This is a genomic window from Gammaproteobacteria bacterium, from assembly GCA_036381015.1.
Lineage (GTDB): Bacteria > Pseudomonadota > Gammaproteobacteria > Steroidobacterales > Rariloculaceae > ZC4RG20.
This window is the reverse complement of the sequence record DASVDR010000038.1, coordinates 1-21,681: the sequence shown is the minus strand read 5'-3', so window position 1 is coordinate 21,681 and position 21,681 is coordinate 1. Positions and strand designations below refer to the sequence as shown.

At 69.6% G+C, this 21,681-nt stretch carries 19 protein-coding genes and 3 tRNA genes; 10 read left to right on the top strand and 12 right to left on the bottom strand.

Annotated elements, in window-relative coordinates; all coding sequences use genetic code 11:
• Positions 1-79 precede the first annotated feature (79 nt).
• Positions 80-1,525, top strand: coding sequence for an MATE family efflux transporter (locus VF329_13490; protein ID HEX7082019.1), 1,446 nt, complete (start codon positions 80-82; stop codon positions 1,523-1,525).
• Complete coding sequence (locus VF329_13485; protein ID HEX7082018.1) at positions 1,515-2,993, top strand: PAS domain S-box protein; 1,479 nt, start codon at positions 1,515-1,517, stop codon at positions 2,991-2,993. Before VF329_13490 ends, VF329_13485 begins: the two co-directional genes overlap by 11 nt.
• Before the next feature lie 3 nt (positions 2,994-2,996).
• Here the strand turns inward: VF329_13485 and VF329_13480 are convergent, their stop codons facing one another.
• Positions 2,997-5,006, bottom strand: coding sequence for a transglycosylase SLT domain-containing protein (locus VF329_13480; GenBank protein HEX7082017.1), 2,010 nt, complete (start codon positions 5,004-5,006; stop codon positions 2,997-2,999).
• A 123-nt stretch (positions 5,007-5,129) separates the two neighbouring features.
• On the opposite strand from VF329_13480, the gene VF329_13475 reads away from it, so the two are divergent.
• Positions 5,130-5,972, top strand: a complete 843-nt coding sequence (locus VF329_13475; protein ID HEX7082016.1) for a choice-of-anchor H family protein — start codon at positions 5,130-5,132, stop codon at positions 5,970-5,972.
• On the opposite strand, the gene VF329_13470 is transcribed toward VF329_13475, so the two are convergent.
• On the bottom strand, positions 5,917-6,840 hold the full coding sequence (locus tag VF329_13470; GenBank protein HEX7082015.1) for a hydrogen peroxide-inducible genes activator: 924 nt from the start codon (positions 6,838-6,840) through the stop codon (positions 5,917-5,919). The two genes, VF329_13475 and VF329_13470, sit on opposite strands and share 56 nt — an antisense overlap.
• A 99-nt stretch (positions 6,841-6,939) precedes the next feature.
• Positions 6,940-7,200, bottom strand: coding sequence for a DUF4404 family protein (locus tag VF329_13465; protein HEX7082014.1), 261 nt, complete (start codon positions 7,198-7,200; stop codon positions 6,940-6,942).
• Between the two features lie 95 nt (positions 7,201-7,295).
• On the opposite strand from VF329_13465, the gene VF329_13460 reads away from it, so the two are divergent.
• The gene (locus tag VF329_13460; GenBank protein ID HEX7082013.1) at positions 7,296-7,568 is read left to right on the top strand and encodes a hypothetical protein; all 273 of its coding nucleotides are present in this window, start codon (positions 7,296-7,298) and stop codon (positions 7,566-7,568) included.
• Here the strand turns inward: VF329_13460 and VF329_13455 are convergent.
• The 4 genes from VF329_13455 to VF329_13440 form a co-directional block, all read right to left on the bottom strand.
• Positions 7,562-8,668 (bottom strand): energy transducer TonB, encoded by a 1,107-nt coding sequence (locus tag VF329_13455; GenBank protein ID HEX7082012.1) that lies wholly within the window; start codon positions 8,666-8,668, stop codon positions 7,562-7,564. The two genes, VF329_13460 and VF329_13455, sit on opposite strands and share 7 nt — an antisense overlap.
• 291 nt (positions 8,669-8,959) lie before the next feature.
• Complete coding sequence (locus VF329_13450; GenBank protein HEX7082011.1) at positions 8,960-10,195, bottom strand: TonB family protein; 1,236 nt, start codon at positions 10,193-10,195, stop codon at positions 8,960-8,962.
• Positions 10,192-11,289, bottom strand: a complete 1,098-nt coding sequence (locus VF329_13445; GenBank protein HEX7082010.1) for a response regulator — start codon at positions 11,287-11,289, stop codon at positions 10,192-10,194. The genes VF329_13450 and VF329_13445 overlap by 4 nt, the downstream gene beginning before the upstream one ends.
• A 14-nt stretch (positions 11,290-11,303) precedes the next feature.
• Positions 11,304-13,190: an ATP-binding protein gene (locus VF329_13440; protein HEX7082009.1), complete on the bottom strand. Its 1,887-nt coding sequence runs from the start codon at positions 13,188-13,190 to the stop codon at positions 11,304-11,306.
• Positions 13,191-13,559: 369 nt separating this feature from the next.
• On the opposite strand from VF329_13440, the gene ttcA reads away from it, so the two are divergent.
• Complete coding sequence (gene ttcA, locus VF329_13435; GenBank protein ID HEX7082008.1) at positions 13,560-14,510, top strand: tRNA 2-thiocytidine(32) synthetase TtcA; 951 nt, start codon at positions 13,560-13,562, stop codon at positions 14,508-14,510.
• Here ttcA and VF329_13430 read toward each other — a convergent pair.
• From VF329_13430 to thrS, 4 genes are all read right to left on the bottom strand, one after another.
• Positions 14,483-15,763, bottom strand: coding sequence for a protein kinase (locus VF329_13430; protein HEX7082007.1), 1,281 nt, complete (start codon positions 15,761-15,763; stop codon positions 14,483-14,485). The genes ttcA and VF329_13430 overlap by 28 nt on opposite strands.
• Positions 15,764-15,882: 119 nt before the next feature.
• Entirely contained in the window at positions 15,883-16,497 is a 615-nt protein-coding gene (locus tag VF329_13425) for an SRPBCC family protein (protein ID HEX7082006.1), read from the bottom strand.
• Positions 16,481-17,338, bottom strand: coding sequence for a fumarylacetoacetate hydrolase family protein (locus VF329_13420; GenBank protein HEX7082005.1), 858 nt, complete (start codon positions 17,336-17,338; stop codon positions 16,481-16,483). The genes VF329_13425 and VF329_13420 overlap by 17 nt, the downstream gene beginning before the upstream one ends.
• Before the next feature lie 158 nt (positions 17,339-17,496).
• On the bottom strand, positions 17,497-19,410 hold the full coding sequence (gene thrS / locus VF329_13415; GenBank protein HEX7082004.1) for a threonine--tRNA ligase: 1,914 nt from the start codon (positions 19,408-19,410) through the stop codon (positions 17,497-17,499).
• A gap of 133 nt (positions 19,411-19,543) precedes the next feature.
• Between thrS and gloB the strand changes: the two genes are divergently transcribed.
• The gene (gloB, locus tag VF329_13410; protein HEX7082003.1) at positions 19,544-20,314 is read left to right on the top strand and encodes a hydroxyacylglutathione hydrolase; all 771 of its coding nucleotides are present in this window, start codon (positions 19,544-19,546) and stop codon (positions 20,312-20,314) included.
• Between the two features lie 24 nt (positions 20,315-20,338).
• Here the strand turns inward: gloB and VF329_13405 are convergent, their stop codons facing one another.
• Entirely contained in the window at positions 20,339-20,647 is a 309-nt protein-coding gene (locus VF329_13405; GenBank protein ID HEX7082002.1) for a PilZ domain-containing protein, read from the bottom strand.
• Positions 20,648-21,055: 408 nt separating this feature from the next.
• Between VF329_13405 and VF329_13400 the strand changes: the two genes are divergently transcribed.
• The 4 genes from VF329_13400 to VF329_13385 all read left to right on the top strand — a co-directional run.
• A tRNA-Tyr gene (locus VF329_13400) sits at positions 21,056-21,141 on the top strand.
• A 48-nt stretch (positions 21,142-21,189) separates the two neighbouring features.
• Positions 21,190-21,263: transfer RNA gene (locus VF329_13395), tRNA-Gly, on the top strand.
• A gap of 63 nt (positions 21,264-21,326) precedes the next feature.
• Positions 21,327-21,401: transfer RNA gene (locus tag VF329_13390), tRNA-Thr, on the top strand.
• 118 nt (positions 21,402-21,519) lie between these two features.
• The coding region (locus VF329_13385) for a GTP-binding protein (protein ID HEX7082001.1) at positions 21,520-21,681 on the top strand (162 nt) is incomplete at its 3' end.

Genomic DNA, 21,681 nt, shown 5'->3' with positions numbered 1-21,681 from the left:
CGATCCGGTACACTTGCCGCTCGCCTCGCTTCCGGCTCGAAGGAGCGGCACCGAGGCGCTCACCCGAAGCGATCGGCCGATGCCATCCGACGAAGCGCGGCGCACCCCGCTGACTCACCGCGCGATCCTCGCGATCGCGCTGCCGGTCATGCTCTCCAACGTGTCCACGCCGCTGATCGGCGTGGTCGACACCGCCGTCGTCGGGCGCATTCCCGATCCCGCCTACATCGGCGCGGTCGCGATCGGTGCGCTCGTGTTCGACTTCGTGTTCTGGGCGTTCAGCTTCCTCAGGATGGGCACGACCGGGATGACCGCCCAGGCGCTCGGCGCGCGCGACGAGAACGAGATCCGCGCGGGTCTCGGGCGCGCGCTCGCCGCGGCCGTCGCGCTCGGGGCCGCGCTCGTCGCGCTCCAATGGCCGATCCGCGAGATCGCCTTCGCGTTCCTCGAGGGCAGCGCGCATGTGGAGTCGCTCGCCCGCGCCTACTTCGACATTCGCATCTGGGCGGCGCCGGCGACGCTCGCGAACTATGCGCTCCTCGGCTGGTTCATCGGGCTCGGCCGCACCGACGTGGGGCTCGTGCTGCAGCTCGTGCTGAACCTCGCGAACATCGCGCTCGACGCGTTGTTCGTGCTCGGTTTCGGATGGGACGTGCGCGGCGTCGCGCTCGGCACGGTGCTTGCCGAGATCACGGCCGCCGCGGTCGGCGGGGCGATCGCGTGGCGATTCGCCAAGACGCTCGGCGGCCGCTGGTCGTTCGAGCGGATGCTGCGCCCGGCCGCCTTGAAGCGGGCGTTCGCCGTCAATGCCGACATCATGATCCGCACCCTCGCGCTCCTCGTCGTGTTCGTCTGGTTCAACGCGCAGGGCGCGAAGCAGGGCGACGTGATTCTCGCCGCCAACGCCGTGCTGCTGCATTTCGTCTCCGGCGCGGCCTTCTTTCTCGACGGCCTCGCGTTCGCCGCTGAAGCGTTGGTCGGACGCGCCGTCGGCGCCGCGCATCGGGCCGGCCTGGTTGCCGCCGCGCGGATGACGACGCTTTGGGCCGCCGGAGTCGCGGTGTGCGCCTCGCTGGCCCTTGCGATCTCGGGTCCGGGCATCATCGACCTGCTGACCGTCGACCCCGAGGCGCGTGCCGCCGCACGCGCACACATGGCCTGGGCCGCGGCCGCGCCCCTCCTCGGCGTGTGGGCCTTTCAGCTCGACGGGATTTTCATCGGCGCGACACGCACCGCCGACATGCGCAACGCAATGCTGGTTTCGCTCTCTATATTTTTCGCGGCCTGGTGGCTGCTTCGTCCCTACGGTAATCACGGCCTCTGGGCCGCGTTTTACGTGCACTATGTCGCGCGCTTCGGCTCGCTGCTGTTTTACTACCCGCGGCTCGTGCGCTCCGTGCCGGCTCGAGCGGCGCCCGCGGCGACGATGGAGCCGCCGGCAAGCGCTGCCGGCCGATCGATTTCCGCTCCCGTGTCCGGTAAGCTTCCAACGGATGCATCGCGAACGGTGAAACGTGGGCGCTGAACGGATAGATCCGGCGCCGCGGGGCGACATCGAAGGGCTGCTCGCCGGAGGTCCGGACGAAAGCCTGTTCCGCGCGCATTTCGAGAACCTCCCCGGTCCGGCCTACATCTGGCGTCGCGTCGGCAGCGACTTTCGGCTCATTGCCTGCAACCGCGCGGCCACGGAGCGCGTGCGCACCATCGCGCACGAATTCGCGATCGGGTGCAGCGCCGCCGCGCTGCAAGGCGACCAGTACGATTTCGTCGGCTTCCTGCACCGCTGCGTGCAGAACGGCAGGGTCGAGCACGGCGAGTTCGAGTATCGCTATCGCTCCGGAGTCGTGCGCAGGCTCAACATGACGGTGATGCCGATCGGTCCGGACCACGTCGTGCATCACACGCAGGACATCACCGAGCGGCATTACGCGGAGCAGGCGCTGCGCACGTCCGAGGCGCGTTTTCGCGCGCTGATGCAGGCCCATCCGGACATGCTCGTACGCGTCACCCGCGACGGCGTCTATCTCGACGCCCACGTGCCCGAGAAGGTCACGCGCCTTCTCGGCTTTCGAGCCGAGCACTTCATCGGCAAGCGCGTCGACGAGATCTTCGATCGCGAGTTCGCGCGGATGCACGAGCGTTACCGCCTCAAGGCGCTCGAGACGGAGGGCGTGCACACCTGGGAATTCACGCGGACCGTGGACGGCCAGCGGCGGGACGTGGAGGCACGGTTCGTACGCAGCGGCGAGGACGAGGTGATGATCACGATCACCGACGTCACGGACCGGCTTCACCTCGAGCGCGAGATCGTGAGCAGCGTGGAGCGCGAGCGCAATCACATCGGCCACGATCTGCATGACGGCCTCGGTCAGCTGCTGACCGGCGTGAAGCTGATGCTCGAGCCGCTCCGCAAGAAGCTGCCGGCGGACGCGAGCGCCGAAGGCAAAACGCTTCACCACGCGGTGGAGCTCATCAATCAGGCCATTGCGCAAACCTCCGAGCTCGCCCGCGGGCTGAGCCCCGTGCATCGCGAGCCGGGGCTGACGCTGGATCAGGTGCTCCAGCAGCTCGCGAAGCGCTCCGAGGCCTACTTCGGCATCACCTGCCGAGTCCGGGCCGCCGCGCGCACGGATCGATTGAGCGAGGAGTGTGCGAACAACCTCTACCGGATCGCCCAGGAGGCGGTCACGAATGCCGTGCGGCACGGGCGGGCCAGCGAGGTCGATCTGAGCTGCCGGCTGGAGCCCGGCGGCGTGACGATGACGATCGAGGACAACGGCACGGGCTTCCACGGGACCAAGTCCCCGGCGGGCGGGATGGGCATGCACATCATGCGCTATCGGGCGCGCGCCGTCGGCGGAGAGCTGAAGGCCGAGAATCGTCCCGGCCGCGGCGCGATCATCTCCTGCTTCTGCCCGTTCCCTCGTGCGGAGGCCGCGAACGAGGCCGCCGCGGGACGCGCTGCGACGCCGCGCGGACCGGGCCCCGCCTGACCTTCACCGCTCGGCGTGCAGCTCCGGCTCCGCGCTCGGCCGGACCTGGGTGAGCCACGGCCCCGTGTCCCGCGCCTCGCCGCTTTGCAGCCACGCGAACACGAGGCTGTGCCACAGCACGCGCTGCACGTAGTCGCGCGTCTCGTTGTAAGGGATGTTCTCGATCCACACGTCCGCGTCGAGCGGCTCCGAAGGCAGCCAGCGCCGTGCAGCTTCCGGCCCGGCGTTGTAGCCGGCAAGGGCCACGGGCAACTGGTCGTCGAATTCGTCGAGCAGCGTGCGGAGCTCCGCGGCGCCGAGCGTGACGTTGACCTTCGGGACCAGCAAATCGGCGTAGCTCGGCACGGGCCGGTTCCACTGCCGGGCGGCGCGGCGTGCGGTCTCCGGGCGCAGCTGCGCGAGGCCGATCGCACCGGCGGCTGACGCCGCATCGCGCCGGTAGAGGCTCTCCTGCCGAATCACGCCGTAGATCAGCGGCGGCTCGAGCTTCGTCAGCGCCGCGGCCGCCGCCACGGCCTCGTCGTACGGCCTCGGGTAGAGGAGCGAGTAGTCGTAAAACACCCCTTGTGACGTCGCGGTCGCGATCGCGACGTCGTGCCAGCCCCAGCTCGCGGCGAGATGAATCGCCTGCTTGCGGTCGGCGGGCTCGATCGCGGCGAGGCCGAAGCGCCACTCCGCCGTCGCCTCGGTCGGCATGCGGACTCGGAGCAGCTCGCGCGCGCGGACGAAGGCCGGCTGCGCCGCGAGGGCGCGGATGCGCGAGCGGTCGGCGTCGAGCGTTCTCTGATCCGGCTTCGCGGCTCGGCCGAGGCGCGCCGCCGCCATCGCCGAGTAGTAGTTGTCCCGGCCGAGGATCGACCGGTAGAGCTCACGCGCCCGTCCCGCGTCCCGGAGCCGCTCGGCGGCTCGCGCCGCCCAGTAGACCCAGCGGGTCTCGTTGCGCGTTTCGGGGGACATCGACGCGATCGCATCGGCCGCGAGGCTCCACTCGCCCGCCCACATCGACGCGCGTGCGCGCCACCCGAGCGCATAATCGTCGATGTCGGGCGGCGCCACGCGTGCGAAAAAATCGAGCGCTTCCGGGCGCCGATCCCAGGCGAGGCCGAGCGCGAGCGCGAGGGTGAAACGGCTCGCCTCGGCGGAATCGAGGTCGAAGGCCTCGAGCACGGAACCGTAGCGCTCGAGCGCCTCCGCCGGACGATCGCGTGCGAGGCGCTGCCATCCCGCGTAGAGCGCGCCTTCGGGCAGGGGGGCGGGCGCGTCGAGCAGCGCGTCGAGCGTGGCGACGGGCCGCTCGAGCAGGTCGGCCCAGAGCAAAAGCGGCGCCGCGCGCTCGCTCGGCAGGCGGGCCGCGATCACGCGCGCGAAGGCCGCGTGGCCGTTCTCGAGAAGCAGCCGTACCCGCTGCTCGATCAGCTCGTCGGTCAGCGGACCCTCGGCGCGGAGCCACTGAAACACCGGCTCGCATTCGCTCGGCAGGCGCCGTCCGGTCAGCCACACGGCGACGATCTCGGGCGCGAGGCCGCGGAGGTCGTCGAGCGCGATGCGGGCGCGTAGCGCCCGGCAGCGCTGAACGTCGCCGGCCGTGTCGACATCCACCTCGTCGAGAAACTCGCGCCATTGCTCGCGCCGCACGAGGCTCTCGAGCCATGCACGCCGCACGCCGCTCGCGACAGGCTCGCCGGCGTGCTCCGCGAGGAAGGCCCGGGCGGCCGCGTCGACCGCGGCGTCCGCGCCGGAGGCGGTTGCGGCCGCTTTCTCGATCCGGGCGGCCTCGAGATACGGGTAAAGCGGGTAGCTTCGGAGCGCGTCGGGGTCGGCGGTCTCGGCCGCGCCGGACTCGAGCCGGGAAAGCGCATCGAGAAACAGGGCCCGCCCTTCGGCGAACGGATCCGCGCCGGAGACCGTCTCGCCGCGCGCGCGGTCGTCCGCTTGCGGCGCGGCGGCGACGAGCAGCAGCGCGGCTGCGCAGAGCCGGGCGGCCCGCTTCGCTCGTACCTGCGTCGTCGTCACCCGCTCCTCCCCGATTCGTTTTCGCCGGTCGCCGTCAGTGTAGCAGCGCTCGGCGCCGCTCAGCCTCGGTTCAGCTTCGGAGGCGCCAAATGGAGTCGGGACGGTGGGAGCACGGGGCCGACGATGAATCGCAAAGCTTTCGCGCCCTTCTTCCATGGGCTGCTCGCCTCGAGCACGGCGTTCGCCGCGACGAGCGACATGCAATCCGACGAGCCGGCACAAGTGCTGCGCTCGGCTTCGGGCTACGCCGCGGAGCGCGAACCCGGCACGCTGCGCGAGCTCGGCGAGCTCGAGGAAGTGCGCATCGCGCCCGACGAGCGCGTCACGCGCGCGAAGGGTGACGCCGCGCTCTCTCCGACGGACTTCGCGGGCGACCACTGGATCTACGACGCGGGGATCGAAATCTTCTTCGATGCCGACGGCGACGGCTATTACCGCTATCTGCGCGTGACCTTCGACGTCGACAGCTACTTCGACCCCGCATGGGTGTTCGCGAGGCTCTATCTCAGCGCGGACGGCGAGACGTGGGAGCTCTATCACGAGACGGAGGATTTCCGCGTCGACGGTGCGCGTCCCGGCGACGAGTACGAGGTGGAGACGGAGCTGGTCGCGAGCTACCCGCCGGGCCAGTACGACCTCCTGATCGAGATCTACGATGCCGACACCGGCGTCTTCACGGACGAGCTCGGGCCTGCGCAGAGCTCCGCGCTCGCGCTGCTGCCGCTCGAGGACCGTTCCTTCGACGTGGATCCGCCGCCGGTCGTCGTCACGCACGAGGGAGGCGGCGGCAGCGTGTCGTGGCCGCTGCTCGCCGTGCTGGCCCTCGCGGCCGCGGCCGTGCGCCTGCGGCATGGCGGCGGTCGCGCGCCCGCGGTGGCGCGGCGGTCCCGCGATGACGTGACCGCGCCGTTCAGGCCGCGTACCGTTTCCGGTGCTGCTCGGCGAGGAAGTCGCCGAGGAGCTTGAATTCGCCGCGTCGCGCGCTGCCGCGCCGCCACACGAGGCCGACGTTCCGGTAGTTGTCCTCGCCGAGCGGGTAGGTCCGCACCATCGTGTTTTGCAGCAATGCCGATCCTTCGGCCATCTCGGGAAGGAACGTCACGCCGAGGTCCGCGTCGACCATCTCGATCAACGTCAGCAGGCTCGACGCGGAGAACGCGCTCATCTTCTCGGTGCCGCGGATGCGGCACGCGTCGATCGCATGCTCCCGCAGGCAGTGGCCTTCCCGCAGCAGCAGCACGCTGCCGTCCGTGAGCCGGTCGGGCCGATAGCGGGCGGGATCGACCAGCGCCGTCCCCTTTCTGGCGGCCAGGCGGAAGCGGTCACGGAACAGGACCATTCGCTCGACGCCGGGAAGGTCGTAGGGCAGCGCGAGCAGAACGAGGTCGAGCACGCCGTCCATCAGCTGCTCGTGCAGCCGCTGCGTCATGTCCTCGTGCAGGAAAAGTCTGAGCTTCGGAAACGCCTCGCGCACGGCCGGCAGCACGCGCGGCAGCAGGAACGGCGCGATCGTCGGAATGACGCCGAGCTGCAGCGGGCCCTCGAGCGGCCGGTTCTCGCGCCGCGCGACCTCGGCGAGCGCGTGCAGGTCCGTGAGACAGCGCTTTGCCAGCGCGGCGACCTCCTTGCCGGTGGCCGTGATCGTGACCTTGCGGTTCGTCCGGTCGACGAGGTTGGCGCGGAGCAGCGTCTCGAGCTCGCGGATCGCGACGCTGAACGCTGACTGCGAGACGTGGCATTCGGCGGCGGCGCGCCCGAAGTGCCGGTGCTCCGCGAGGGCGACGAAGTAGCGCAGCTGCTTGACCGTCGGCAGGTGGCCTGGCGCGTTTTCCATTCGATCGAGTGTATCGAAAATCGCAGAGCGATGCAGTTTATCGAAGAAAACGGAGATGGATCGCGGAGGAGCGGCGAGAGACGGAGAAACGGCGTCGGGTCAGACGCCGATCTTCGCGAGCGCGTCCGTGACCTCGCTCAGCACGCCGGCGAGGCGCGGGTGCTCGGCCTCGAAACGAAGCGTGACCCTTTCGATACGCTCGCGCACGGAATGGGGCGCCTCGTGCCGTCCCTCCAGCGTGCGCTCGATGTCCGCGGCCACGGCCTCGAGCTGCGCGCGGGTCTCGGCGTCGAGCGTTTTCGCCGCGGCGAGCTCGTCGTGAAGCCGTCCAAGGTGCCGCTTGAGCTCGTCGTTGGCCACGTCACTCCTCGAGCGGCACCGTGGGGGGCCGCGTCGGCCGTATCGTACTATATCGATCCGCGACGACCCTCCGGCACGGGGACGGGAAAGCATCGATGAGTGCGGACGACCGATCGGCGACGGCCGCGCGTGCGCGCGGATCGGACCGCACGCGAAACGACGCGGGGCGCGCGCCGCGTCGCGCGCCGATCTGGGTCGCGATCGGCTTCCTGCTCGCATTCGCCGCCACGGTGCTGACCGTGGTGCTCACCGGCCTTTACGTCCGCGCGCCGCGAGGGAGCGAAGCCGAGCGCGCCCGAGCGCCGGTCGAAGAGCCCGCGGGCGGCGAAGAGCGCGCGGATCGGGCCGATCGATCCGAGGCTCAGTAGGAGCGGGCGAGCGTCGCGCTGCTTCGCCCGCGCGGATCGGCGGCCGCGAGCTGACCCTCGAGCGAGCGGGTCCACTGCCGGGCGGCGCCGCGGCACTCGGCGTCGGTCGACCGGCACGCGAGCCACCAGTACTCGGTGTTCGGCGCGCGGGAGAGAAAGAACCTCTCGGTCAGCGCGACCACCATCACTTTCTCGCCGTCTTCGTCGGCGATCGTCATCGTCTCGCCCGCCCTCGGGTCTCCGGGGCCGACGAGCAGGTTGCGCTGCTGCTCGGACGTCGTGCAGGTCCATTGCCCCGCCCATCGCCCGAAGCCCTCGGCGCAGGCGAACACCATGATCGGCGTGTCGCACGCGTTGATCAGGCCGATCTCCACGTACTCGCCGTAGTTGAAGCGCGAGCTTTCGCGGACGCAGGCGTTGCGCGGACCGAGCGCGGCCGCGCGCTCGGCCCGCGGCTCGACGGCGGGAGGCGGCGGCGCGCGATCGAGCGACGGGCGGAACTCGATGGTTTGCGTGAGCGTGATCGGAGGACGCCCGGGCTCGGCCGGGTAGCGCCACCGCGTGACGGCGCGAAGCACGGCCTCGTCGAACGTCTCGAACGGCTCGCTCGCCACGATCGCAGCGTTCTCGACGACGCCTTCCGGCCCGACCGTGATCTCGACCTCGACGTATCCGCCGATCCCGAGCGCTGCCGCGCCGGGCGGGTACTGCGGCTGCACTTGGATCAGCGGCTCGAGAGGCCCGTTTGCCGGCTGCGGCGCGGGGCTCGGTGCCGCGGAGATCGAGTCCGGCGGACGGTTGTCCCGGCACACCTGACAGCTTTGCACGAGCACGCGCGGCTCCGCGCTCGCGAACGCGCGATCCTCGCGCGCGATGCCGTCGACGACGAGCGAAACGAAGGGTCGGCCGTCGATGAAGTAGTCGACGCGCGAGCACTGCGGACGATCGCTCGTGACCTCGATCGTGTCGTCACGGACCGCGACCTCGGCGCTGCAGCTGTCGACGATGGTCGTGCAATCGCATGGCGGCTGAGCGAGCGCGGGCGATGCGAAGCCGATCAGGAGCAGGGCGGAAATCGGCGACGAGTGGCGGGCCTTCATCGAGGTCGCTTCCGTTCGTATTGTTTTCCCAACTGTAGCAGAGCGGTGTGCATCGCGACGATCGTTCGAGCGGAACGCGCCGGTGGCCGGCCTTCGGGCCCGTCAGACGCGGGCTCGACGCGTTCGCCGGCGTTGCGGCTCGAAATTATGTCGAAACGGTGACGGCGGCCCTCGTCGGTGAATGCCCCGCCGCTCGCGCGCTCGAAGGGCGGCGCCGTTGGAGAGAGGCCGCGCCGTCCCGTCCTTCGTCGGCGGGAAAAGGGAGCAGCAGCGCTGCTCGCTCGCGCCGCGCTATTCGAAGTCGAAGCGGATGCGCGTGTAGGCGCGCTGCTCGATGGTTTCTCCCATGAACACGCGCGGCGCGAAGCGCCATTGCTCGACCGCCTCGACCGCCTCCCGGCGGAAGAAGCTCGTGTGCGACGCGTCCGTGATCACGATGTCGCGCGTCGTGCCGTCTTCTGCGACGGTGAATTCGATGTCGACCCAGCCGTCGAGGCCCCGCTCGAGGGCGCGGACCGGATACTCGGGCGCCGTGTAGCTCACGACCTCGAGCGCGGACGCCGGCACTCGGCGGGCCGACTCGATCTCGATCAGGCGCGTCCGCAGGCGGTCCCGGGCTCCCGCGACCGCGGCCGCATCCACCGCGAGAAGGTCGGCTTCGTCGATCCAGGTCGTCGCGGCTTCGGCGTCGGCGGATGCGATCGCTTCGCTCGCGCGTGCGAGAAATTCGTTGAAGAGCTGCGTGCGTGCTTGACGGGTCAGCTCGTGGTCCGGGGCGATCGACGCGAGCAGGTTGACGTAGTACTTGGCGCTCGCCTGCGCGGGCGTGAGCAGCCGGTTCGCCGCGAGCGCCGCCGTGAACGCGTCGTGCGTCGCGACGGCGGGATCGGATTCGGGCTCCGGCTCGGGAGCCGGCGCTTCGGCTCTCGGGCGCTCGGCCGGCGCGGATTCGACGGATCGCGCCTGGACCGGCGGCCGTTCCGGCTCCGGCCGAGTGAGCTCCTCGATTCGGGACGCGAGCTCGGCCGCGCCGGCGTGATCCGGAAAGGCGCCGCGAATGCGCTCGACCGCGGCGCGGGCGTCGTCGAAGCGGCCCTGCTCGACGGCCGTGCCCGCGCGGCGCAGCAGCTCCTCGGCGACCTTCTCGAGCCCGTCGCGGGCGGCGGTGCTCGTCGGATCCTCCTGCAGCGCGCGCTGGTACAGCGTCCACGCGCTGTACTCCGCGGGCTCGACGAGCATCCCCGCGTCGAACGCGAGCTCCGCCATCCGCAGGGGGTTGCGCTCCAGCGAGCTTTCGAGACCGGTGCGCGCTCCCGGCTGCGAGGCGGGTGCCGTCGCCTGGCGCACGGCCGTCGTCCGGTTCGCGACGTCCGCCGCGGACTCCTCGACCGGCGCCGCGGCGTCGCCGGCCCACGGCTTCGCGAGCAGCAGCCAGACGGCGCCCATCCCGACGACGAGCGCGCCGCCGAGCCAGAGGAGCGCGTCGCTCTGGCGCGTCGAGTCGTCCGCTCTGCCGGTCGCGCTCATGCTTGAGCCCACAGGCGCTTCACGTTCTTCAGCTTCGCGAGCATTCCGTCCACGAGCCCTCCGTCTTGCGTCGCTTCGACCTCGTGCCGCTTAACGAGGTCCGGATTCTTCAGCAGCATGCGATGGTGCTGGAGGGCGGCCTGAAGGCTGACCGCGCAGCGGCCGGGCGACAGAGGCTTGCGCAGGAAGCGGAAGATCTGGCCGTGGTTGATCAGCCAGACCATGTCGAGCACGTCGCGATGGGGCGAGACGGCGATCGTCACGAGCTCGGGTAAGTGCTGCTTCAGCCGCGCCGTCATCGCCTGGATCGTGGCCTTGTCGTCGGAGATGTCGGTGATCAGCACGCCGGGCTTGTGCTCGTTCAGGATCTTCACGACCTGCACGACGTTCGTGGCCCGATGTACCGGCAGGCGGCCGCGCACCGCCTTCTGCACCGTATCGACCATCTCGTCGTCGTTCGAGAACACGATCACGCCGAGGCCCGTCGCGATGTTCGCCTTCTTCTCGGGCGCATTTGCCGTGGGCGCGGGGGGCGAAGGCTTCGGCCGCTCGATCACGGTCGTGGACGTGAACGCCTTGGCCGGCTCCGCCGCCGCCTGGGCCGAGCGGTCGACCTCCCGCGCGGTATCGTTCTCGAGAATGATCTCGAGCACGTCCTCGTCGTCGAGCGACTCGGCTTCCTCGCTCGCCACCGCGGGCGCGGAGCGCGCGAGCTTCGCCGCGAGCTCGACGGTGTCGCGCAGCTGCTTCGGCGCGCAAGGCTTGGTCAGAAAACGGAAGACCTCGCCGTCGTTGATCGAGCCCTCGACGGCATCGAGATCGGCGTAGCCCGTGAGCAGGATGCGGACCGTGCGCGGCGAGAGCTTGCGGACCTTCGTGAGCACCTCGACGCCGGTCATCTGCGGCATCCGATGGTCCGCGACGATGACGTCGATGTCTTGATCCTTGACGATGTTCAACGCTTCGGCGCCGTGCGACGCGAGGAAGAGGTCGAACTGCCGCCTGAACATGATGCGCATCGAATTCAGGACGCGCTGCTCGTCGTCGACGAACAGCAGCCTGGGGCGCTGACCGGAATGTGCTTGCATCTCCATGGCTCGTCTCGCGCTCAGACCGCTTCCGCGAAGGCATCCGTCTCCGGGTCACCGGCGGGCTCTTCGAGACCCGCCGCGTCGAAGTCGCCGCCGCTCGCGCCGGCAGACCGGCCGTGCTTGATCGGAAGAATGACCGTGAAGACCGAGCCGCGCCCGACCTCCGACTCGATCTTGAGCTCGCCGTCGTGGCTGCGGACGATCTCGTCGACGATCGAAAGCCCGAGGCCGGTGCCCGTGCCGACTTCCTTCGTCGTGAAGAACGGGTCGCGGATCTTGTCCATGATCTCCGGCGGGATGCCGCAGCCGTTGTCCGCGATGCTGATCGCGACCCGGTCCGCCCCGTGGCGCTTCGTCGTGATCACGATCTCGCCGTGGTCCTCGATCGCCTGCGCGGCGTTCGTGATGAGGTTCAGGAACACCTGGTTGATCTGCGACGGCGAGCACTCGATCTCGGGCACGTCGCCGTAATACTTGCGCACCTCGGCCTTGTGCTTGATCGCGTTGCGCGCGATCAGCAGCGTCTTGTCGAGCCCGCCGTTCACGTCGAAGCTTGCGACCGGCGCGCGGTCGAGGCGGCTGAAATCCTTGAGGCTCTGCGCCATCTCGGTCAGGTCCTCGAGCCCCTCGATGCTGTCCTGCGCGAGATCCTGCGCTTCCTGGATGCTCGCCGAGAGGTCCTCTTGCTGGAGCATCTGCTTCACGTCCTTCAGCGCGCGAATGAACTTCGCCTGAAATTCGGCGCGATCCTCGAACTGCGAAGCGTCGATCGAGAACGCGCGGCCGCAGCGGCGCACGAACTTCTCGAGGACCTGCAGGCGCTCTTGGATCAGCACGGCGTTGTTCGCGAGATACAGGAGCGGAGTATTGATCTCGTGGCTGATGCCCGCGACGAGCTGGCCGAGCGACGACATCTTCTCCGCCTGCACGAGCTGCACCTGAGATTCCTTCAGGTCCCTGAGCGTCCCGGCGAGCTCCTCCGTCCGCTCGGCCACGCGCTGCTCGAGCGATTCGTTCAGCACCGCGAGCTCGGTGTTCGTGCGGTTCAGCTGCCGATAGCTTCCCTGGAGCCGGTACGCGACGAAGCCGACGGCGACGAGCAGCGCCACCGAGTAGATCGAAAGCATCAGCCGCGCCTGCTCGACGCTCGCGACCGCGCTCTGGTAAACGTCGCGAGCGGCAAGCGCGAGCAGCGACGTCCTCTGCGGCAGAGGGCTCGCCGCGAGCTGATCGAGCTTGCTTCGGAGCGTATCCTTGCCGTCCACGATCGCGCCGATCGCGCGCGTCAGCCGCTCGACCTCTTCCGGCACGTTCGCGTCGACCCGCTGATCGCGGTCGAGCGCCGCGGCGAGCCGCGTGATCTCGGCGGCTGGAACGGCCCCGTCGGGCGAGACGAAGTCGAGCGTGCCGACGACGAGCTGGAACAGGTCGGCGGCTTCGCGATCGAGCCCGAGCTCGCGCATGCGCTGGATGACGCGCGGGCCTTCGTCCCTGACGAACACGACGTTCTCGACGTAAGTGCTCTGCTCGTCGAGGATCTCGAGAGTCAGCTTCCGGGATTCCTCGATGCTCTGCGCGAAGCCCGCGAACGTGTTCGCGAGCCGGTTGCGCTGGCTCGTGCTGCCCGGGATCCGCTCGAGCATCGCCTGAATCGGCGCGGGGCTGGCGGCAATGCGCCGGAGCAATGCGTCGGCCGCCTCGCCGGGATATTGGGTCTCACGCCAGCCGGACTCGAGCGTCGCGATCAGCGTCGCGAAATCCTCGCGGATGCGCTCGACGTCGGTCGCGATCGTGTTCTGCGACAGGTGCACCTCGAGCGGCAGCGAGCGTGAACGCATCACGAGCGACGCCAGCATCGCCAGCGCGGCGACAGCCAGGACTACCGCGATAGCCGTTCGCTTCATTTCGCCCGGTTGACGTAATCGGAGAGAGCTCCAACCCTAGGCAATGCCGCCTTTCGTTGCAGTGATAGGCTTCACAGAGCCCGGGAGTCGGTCGCGAGCGACGGGTCTTATGTCGCGTGGCCGGCACGGGCTTTCGGCATTACCGGCGGTGCGCAGCGGCCCCGCGCGCCCGGCGGCGTCCGGCCCGGAATCGGGGCCGCGCTGCCGGTGTGTCCGCGGATTCGCTATCATGGCCGACCCCGCCGGCGGGCGCGGCCGGCGAGGCGGGAGCGGCCCGCTCGCCCGCCCGTCCCCGGCGAGCGCCGGCCTTTTCGCTTTCTCGGAGGGCGCAGCTTTGAGCGACGTGGATTCAGCGCGGAGGGCGTCGGCGTGAGCGCCGCGGCGCGCGACGTTTCGATGTCCGGCCGGCCGGAAGGCCCGGGTGCGCCGGCGGACGGCGGCGTGCCTCGTTCGGCCGAAGGCGCCGTGCCCCGCCCGGCCGACGAGCGGACCGGACCGGCGGGTGCCGCGCGAAGCACTGGGCGGTTCAAGAAGCTTCAGGCGCGGCTGCGCGGCGAAGTCGGACGCGCGATCGTCGACTATCGGATGATCGAGGACGGCGACCGCGTGATGGTCTGCCTCTCCGGCGGCAAGGACTCCTTCACGCTCCTCGACATGCTGATGAGCCTCGCGCGCCGCGCCCCGGTCCGGTTCGGCCTGATCGCCGTGAACCTCGACCAGAAGCAGCCCGGCTTCCCGGCGCACGTGCTGCCGAGCTACCTCGAAGGGCTCGGCGTCGAATACCGCATCGTCGAGGAGGACACGTACTCCGTCGTGAAGCGCGTGATCGAGAACGGTAAGACGATGTGCGGTCTGTGCTCGAGGTTGCGCCGCGGGATTCTCTACCGGGTTGCCGACGAGGTCGGCGCCACGAAGATCGCGCTCGGGCATCATCGCGACGACATCGTCGAGACGCTGTTTTTGAACATGTTCCACGGCGGGCGGCTGAAGGCGATGCCGCCGAAGCTGCTGAGCGACGACGGGCGCCACGTGATCATCCGCCCGCTGGCCTACTGCGCCGAGCGGGAGATCGCCCGGTACGCCCGGGCGCGCAAGTTTCCGATCATCCCGTGCAACCTGTGCGGCTCGCAGGCCAATCTCGAGCGCGTGAGGATCAAGCAGATGCTCGCCGAGTGGGAGCGCGCCGATCCGGGGCGGACCGCCCGTCTGTTTCGCAGCCTGCAGAACGTCGCGCCGTCGCACCTCGCCGACCGCGCGCTGTTCGATTTCGAGGGTCTTACCGCCGACGGGGATCAGGCGGAGCGCGCCGATACGGCGTAGAGCGTCGCCGGCGGCGCTTCCCGCGCCGCCTCGATCGCTTCGATCACCTCGCGCGCCGTCGGCAGGCGCTGGTCCGCGTTCTTCGCGAGCAGCCGGTCGAGCACCGGCTGAACGTGGCCGAGCTCCGGAGGCAGCCGGGGAATCGGAGCGCTGCAGTGGCGCTCCAGGATCTCCTCCGCCGACGCGCCGACGTACGGCTTCTCGCCGGTCAGGAGCTGGTAGAGGATGACGCCGAGCGCGTAGAGGTCCGTCCGCTCGTCCGTCGGCTCGCCGCGCGCCTGCTCGGGGCTCATGTAGTAGGGCGTGCCGCTGATCGCCGGCTGTCGACCGAGCCCCGCCGGCCGGTGCGCGGATTGCGAAATCCCGAAGTCGATCAATGCGACGGAGCCGTCGTCGCGCAGCATCACGTTGCCGGGCTTCAGGTCGCGGTGCACGATTCCGGCCGCGTGGACGACCGCGAGCGCCTTCGCGATCTCGCGGCCGTACCGAAGCGCGTCGCGGACGTCGAGCGCCCGGCCGATCCGCCCGCCGAGGTGGCCGGCCCGGAAGTACTCCATCGCGATGTAGCAGTACTGGCTCGTGACGCGAAAGTCGTAAATCTCGGCCACGCCCGGATCCTCGATGTCGTACAGGAGCTTGAACTCCTCGACGAAGCGCTCGAAGTTCACGTCGCGCGACAGCGAGCCTCGATCCCGATGCAGCACCTTCAGCACGACCTCGGCGGCGCGCTCGGCGCTGTAGGCCACGTGGACGGAGACGTTGTCTCGGCGCGAGAGGCAGCGGCGCACGTCGTATCCGAAGAGCTGCACGACGCTCGTGACGTCGCCCGCGCCGCGGGACTGGCGCCGCGCGAGGGCATTCTGCACGGCGGCGATCATCTGCTCCCGGCCGAACAGCATGCGCGGGATGTAATCGAAGGCGCCGGCCTTGATCGCCTGCACGGCGGTGTACTCGCTGCCGCCGTGGGTCAGCAGGATCACGGCCGGATTCTCCGGGTCGGCCGAGATCGCGCGGAGCGCGCGGAACACCGGATTCGCCGTGCTGCCGTCCTCGGAGAAATCGCAGCCGGCGAGGACCACGTCGAAGGACCGCAGCGAGCCGGGGGCGCGCGCGACGTCGGCGAGCGTCGCGCTGTTCGATTGCACCGATGCGCCGGCCCAGCCCTTGACCGCATAGCGGCGCACGGCCGCGGCGGTCTTGCGGTCGGTCTCGAGAATCAGGATGCGGGGCGAGATGGTGTCGGGATCGTTCACTCGCGCGCACGGTAGCAGATGCCGCCGCGGCCGGAAGTGACCGGAATCACAGGCACCGGGCGGCAGGCCGGCGTTCCGCCCCCGCGCGTCGCGCGTTCCGCTCCGCGCTGCGCCGCGCGTTACCTCGCCGCGCGCGCTTCCGAGCGTTCCCGGACGGCCTCCATGATGCTCACGAGGTTGCGCCGCAGCGTCGCCCGAAGCAGGAAACGCGGGATCGGAAAGCCCGGATCGACCTCGAGATGATGGACGAGAAGAATCCGACCATCCGGCTCGGGCAGAAACCACCAGCTGCCTTCCATCCGCTCGAGGGGGCCGCTCACCTCCCGCACGTCGATGCGCTCGTACGGGTAGTAGTCGAGGCGGAACACGTGCTCGAAGCGCGGCACGAAAAAGATCGGCTTGATCTCCTGCACGAAGAGCTCGGCGCGCCCGCCGTCCACTTCCTCGAGGCGCTCGCAGCTGACGATGTTCGGGACGTACTCCGGCGCCACCTCGCATTCCCGAAGCACCGACCAGATCGCCTGCGCGGGCGCGTCGATCAGCGAGGCCGTCGACACCGTGACCGACCCGCCTGCCTTGCCGGCGGTCACGAGGACCTCGCCGGCCTCGAGCGCGGTGCGGTCGATCCAGGCGAGATCGGGCTCCGCCGCGCGCGCGTGGCCGACGGCGAGCAGCGCGACGAAGGCGGCGAGTCCGCGGACGCGGCCGGTCCTGCCGCTAGTCCTGCCGCTCATCGACGATCGGGTTGCGCAGCGTGCCGATTCCCCGGATCGAAACTTCCACCGTGTCCCCGGCCTTCATCCACAGGGGCGGCTTGCGCCCGGCGCCGACGCCGCCCGGAGTACCGGTCACGATCACGTCGCCCGGCTCGAGCCGGGCGAACGTGGAGCAATACTCGATGAGCTGCGCCACGTCGAAGCAGAGCTCGGCGACGCTCTCGTCCTGCACGACCTCGCCGTTCAACCGTGTCGTCAGGTGCAGCTTCGCCGGGTCGTCCTGCTCGTCGGCGGTCACGAGCCACGGACCGAACGCGCCGCTCGCGTGAAAGTTCTTGCCCGGCGTCCACTGCAGGCCGTGCCGCTGGAAATCGCGCACGCTGCCGTCGTTGAAGCAGCCGTAACCGGCGACGTGCTCGAGGGCGCGATCGCGCGGCACGTGGCGCGCGCGCTTGCCGATCACGACCGCGAGCTCGCCTTCGTAGTCGTAGCAGGCCGAGACGCTCGGCCGAACCATCGGCTCGAGGTGACCGACGAGGCTGTCGGCGAAGCGCACGAAGACGACCGGGTAATCGGGCTTCTCGCGGCCCATCTCGCGGATGTGCGGCATGTAATTCACGCCGACGCACAGGAACTTCGCCGCCGGGTCAGGAATCACGGGCCGGTATCGCACGTCGCCGAGCGCGAGGTCGGGGCCGAGACCTTCCATTCCGCGCAGCAGGTTCAACGCTCCGGCGGCGAGCACGTCCCTGAGCCCGGTAAACTCTCCCGCAAGCCTCGCGCCCGCGTCGACGACGCCGTCGCCGACGACGATGCCGAAGCTCTCGCGGCCCTCGATCTCGAAGCTGATCAATCGCATCCGGCCGGCCCTCGGCGCCTATCGAGCGCCGTTCCTTCGCTGCCGCATTGTACGAACCGGGACGCTGCAGTGCACGGGACGGCTTCGGCTCACCGCTCGGCGCGCACGCGCGGAGCGGGACGGCGCGCGGCGTCCGTTCCGGCGAACGAGCTCCGCCGTCAGAGCGGCGGCGCGGCTTCCCGCTCGAGGAGCCCGAGTGCGGCGTCGAGGCCGAGCACGCGCTGCCCCTGCTCGCCGAGGCGCCGAAGCGACACGGTGCCGTCCGCGACCTCCTTGCGGCCGACGGCGATCAGGACGGGCACTTTCGCGAGGCTGTGCTCGCGCACCTTGTAGTTGATCTTCTCGTTGCGCAGATCCGCCTCCGCGCGCAGCCCGGCCGCGCGCATGCGGTCGACGATCGCGCGCGCGTAGTCGTCGCCGTCGGACGTGATCGTGGCGACGACGATCTGAAGCGGCGCGAGCCACAGCGGCAGCGCGCCCGCGTAGTGCTCGAGCAGGATGCCGATGAAGCGCTCGAGCGAGCCGAAGATCGCGCGGTGCAGCATCACCGGGACGTGCTTCTCGCCGTCGTCGCCGACGTACGCGGCGCCGAGGCGGCGCGGCATGTTCAGATCGACCTGGATCGTGCCGCACTGCCACTCGCGGCCGATCGCGTCGCGCAGCGCGAACTCGATCTTCGGGCCGTAGAACGCGCCTTCGCCCTTGTTGTAGACGTAGTCGATCCCGAGCTCCGCCATCGCGGTCTTCAGGGCCGCCTCCGCGCGGTCCCAGACCGCGTCGTCGCCGACGCGCTGCTCGGGCCGGTCGGCGAACTTGATCACGACGTCGTCGAAGCCCAAGTCGCGGTAGATGCCGAGCAGCAGGTTCGAGGCGGCGCCCGTCTCCGGCGTGATGTCCTTCTCCGCGCAGAACACGTGCGCGTCGTCCTGCGTGAACGCGCGCACGCGCAGCAGCCCGTGCAGTGCGCCGGACGGCTCGTAGCGGTGCACCTTGCCGAACTCGGCGAGCCTCAGCGGCAGCTCGCGGTAGCTGCGCAGCTCGCTCTTGAAGATCTGGACGTGCCCGGGGCAGTTCATCGGCTTGACCGCGAGCATCCGGTCGTCCTCGATCCGGCTAGTGAACATGTTCTCGCCGAAGGCTTCCCAGTGCCCGGAAGCCTGCCAGAGCCCGAGGTCCATCAGCTCGGGCGTGTTCACCTCCCGGTACCCTGCCGCGATCTGCCGCCGGCGCAGGAACTGGACCAGCGTCTGGAACAGCGTCCAGCCTTTCGGATGCCAGAAGACGGCGCCGACCGCCTCGTCCTGAAAATGGAACAGGTCCATCTGCCGGCCGAGCCGGCGGTGGTCTCGGCGCTCGGCTTCCTCGAGCCGCCGGATGTAGGCCTCGAGCTCCTTCGGCTCGGACCACGCCGTGCCGTAGACGCGCTGCAGCATCTCGTTGCGCGAGTCGCCGCGCCAGTAGGCCCCGGCGAGCTTCGTCAGCTTGAACGCATGCCCGAGACGGCCGGTCGACGGGAGGTGCGGCCCGCGGCACAAGTCGATGAACTCGCCCTGCCGGTAGAGGCTGATCGGCTCGTCGGCCGGGATCCCCGCGATGATCTCGGCCTTGTAGTGCTCGCCGAGGCCGCGGAACAGCTCGACCGCGCGCTCGCGGTCCCAAACTTCGCGCACGATCGGCTCGTCCCGCTTCACGATCTCGTGCATCCGGGCCTCGATGCGCTCGAGATCCTCGGGCGTGAAGGGCTCGCTGCGGGCGAAGTCGTAGTAGAAGCCGTCCTCGATGGCCGGCCCGATCGTCACCTGCGTCTCGGGGTAGAGCTCCTTGACCGCCTCCGCCATCACGTGCGCGGCGTCGTGCCGGAGCAGCTCGAGGCCGTCCGCGGAGCCGCGCGTGACGATCTCGACGCGAGCATCGGCGTCGATGACCGTCGTCAAATCCTTGAGAACGCCGTCGACACGCATCGCCACGGCGTCCTTCTCGAGCCGGGCGCCGATGCTGCGCGCGACGGCGAGACCGTCGACCGGCGCGTCGAAGCGCTTCGTGGATCCGTCCGGAAGTGTGATCAGAGGCATGCGGTTGCGGGTCGAAGAATGGGTTGCCGGCGGCAAAGAAGCGCATTGTACGATAAGGCTCACGGCGGCGGACCCGCCCGCGGGCGGGTCCAAGCAGCCGCAAGCCGCCGCGATGCGAATCGGAGAGCGAACGATGAGCGAGATCGAAGTGCAGATGTTCCCGTGCCTCACGGACAACTACGGCTTTCTGGTTCACGACCGCGAGGCGGGCGTCACGGCCGCGATCGACACTCCCGAGGTGCGCCCGATTCTTGCCGCGCTCGAGAAAAACGGCTGGACGTTGACCCACATCCTGAACACGCACCATCACGGCGATCATGCCGGGGGCAATCTCGAGCTGAAGCGCGCGACCTCGTGCCGGATCGTCGGCCCGCGAGCCGATGCGGCGCGCATCCCGGGCATCGACGTCGGCGTCGGCGAAGGCGACGAGCTCCGGCTCGGGTCGCACCGGGTCGTGGTTCACGAGACGCCCGGCCACACGCGGGGGCACATTGTCTATCGATTTCCGGACGACGGCATCGCGTTCGTCGGCGACACGCTGTTCGCGATGGGCTGCGGGCGCCTCTTCGAAGGCAGCCCGTCGCAGATGTGGTCGTCGCTTCGGAAGATTCTCGAGTGGCCCGACGACACGCGCATCTACTGTGCGCACGAGTACACGCAGGCGAACGCCCGCTTCGCGCTCTCGGTGGAGCCGGCCAACGACGCGCTTGCCGCGCGCGCCCGGGACGTGGACCGGGCGCGCGCCCGCGGCGAGCCCACGGTTCCGACGACGCTCGGGCTCGAGAAGGCGACGAACCCGTTCCTGCGGCCGCACAGCAGGAACCTCCGGCAGACGATCGGCCTGCCGGACGGCGACGACGTCGAGGTGTTCGCGCGGACCCGCGCGCTGAAGGATCGCTTCTGACGGACCGCGGGCGCCGCGGGAGCGCTAGCGGGTCGCGCGGCGGGAGGTCTCGGCCGGCCGGGCTCTACCCCGCGATTGCATCATCAAGCCGGCGCCCCACTCGCTGACGTGCGCGACGACGGCCTTGCGGCGATGCAGGCGGATGACGTCGCCGATCTTCACGGCGAAGACGAGATTGACCACGGTCCCCGCCGGCAGGGCAAGCGACCGGCTCTCGAGAAACACTCCCATGGCCGAAAGATTCCTCGCCCGACAACGCTGCATGCGGCCGCCCGGTGCCGTCAGGTAGACCGTGGTCGAAACCTTGCTCCTCGCCAGTAGACGACGTTCCATTCGCAGCGCCTCGTCCGCTGATCCTGCGTGATGGCTCAAGCATGCCGGCCGGAGGGACAAAATCAAGCCGGGGCCGCGGAGGCTTGCTCCGCCCGTCGACCGATCCGACGCAGGGGCGACGGGCTTCCCGCCCGAGGAGCGCCCCGCCGGGCGCCGGGCCGTAGCCCGCGGCCGACCGCGAGCACGGCCCGGGAGCGACGGCACCCGATTATGTCGCAAGGCGAGCGCGCCGCGGCCGAGGCCGGATGGCGGAGGCCCCCGTTCTAAGGGTATCCTTATGCGCGATTCGGAGGAGGAGACGGCTCTCGCGAGCCGGGACGCGGCGCGCGCCAGCCGGCCGCGGCGAGGCCGTTTACCCTCGGTTGACACTCCCCCAGGGAGGCCAGAAAATACCCCGCTTATGTCCGCGGAGGGGTACCCAAGCGGCCAACGGGGGCAGACTGTAAATCTGCTGGCTTACGCCTTCGTAGGTTCGAATCCTACCCCCTCCACCACGTGAGGCGGGACGGCCGCTCGTCACGGGCGGCGCGGGCGGCGAGAAGGCGGGTGTAGTTCAATGGCAGAACCTCAGCCTTCCAAGCTGATGATGTGGGTTCGATTCCCATCACCCGCTCCACCGGAAAAGAACGGGCAGGCGTTGAGGTACGGAGTTGCAGGGGTTTCTCGCGACGCGCTTCCCGCCCACATAGCTCAGTGGTAGAGCACTTCCTTGGTAAGGAAGAGGTCACCGGTTCAAATCCGGTTGTGGGCTCCATGCTCGCGGGAGCGTCGCGGCTTCGCGGTGGTCGATCACTCATTAACCATATAGATGCTAGCGAGGCTCGCTTGCGGCGGGCCGTTGCACCGGCGAAGGGCTGAGCAGGAGCGTTCCGATGTCGAAGTCAAAGTTTGAGCGTAAGAAGCCCCACGTGAACGTAGGGACGATCGGTCACGTCGACCATGGGAAGACGACGTTGACGGCGGCGTTGACGACGGTGATGGCGGCGAAGTTTGGCGGCGAGGTGAAGAAGTTCGACGAGATCGACAAGGCGCCG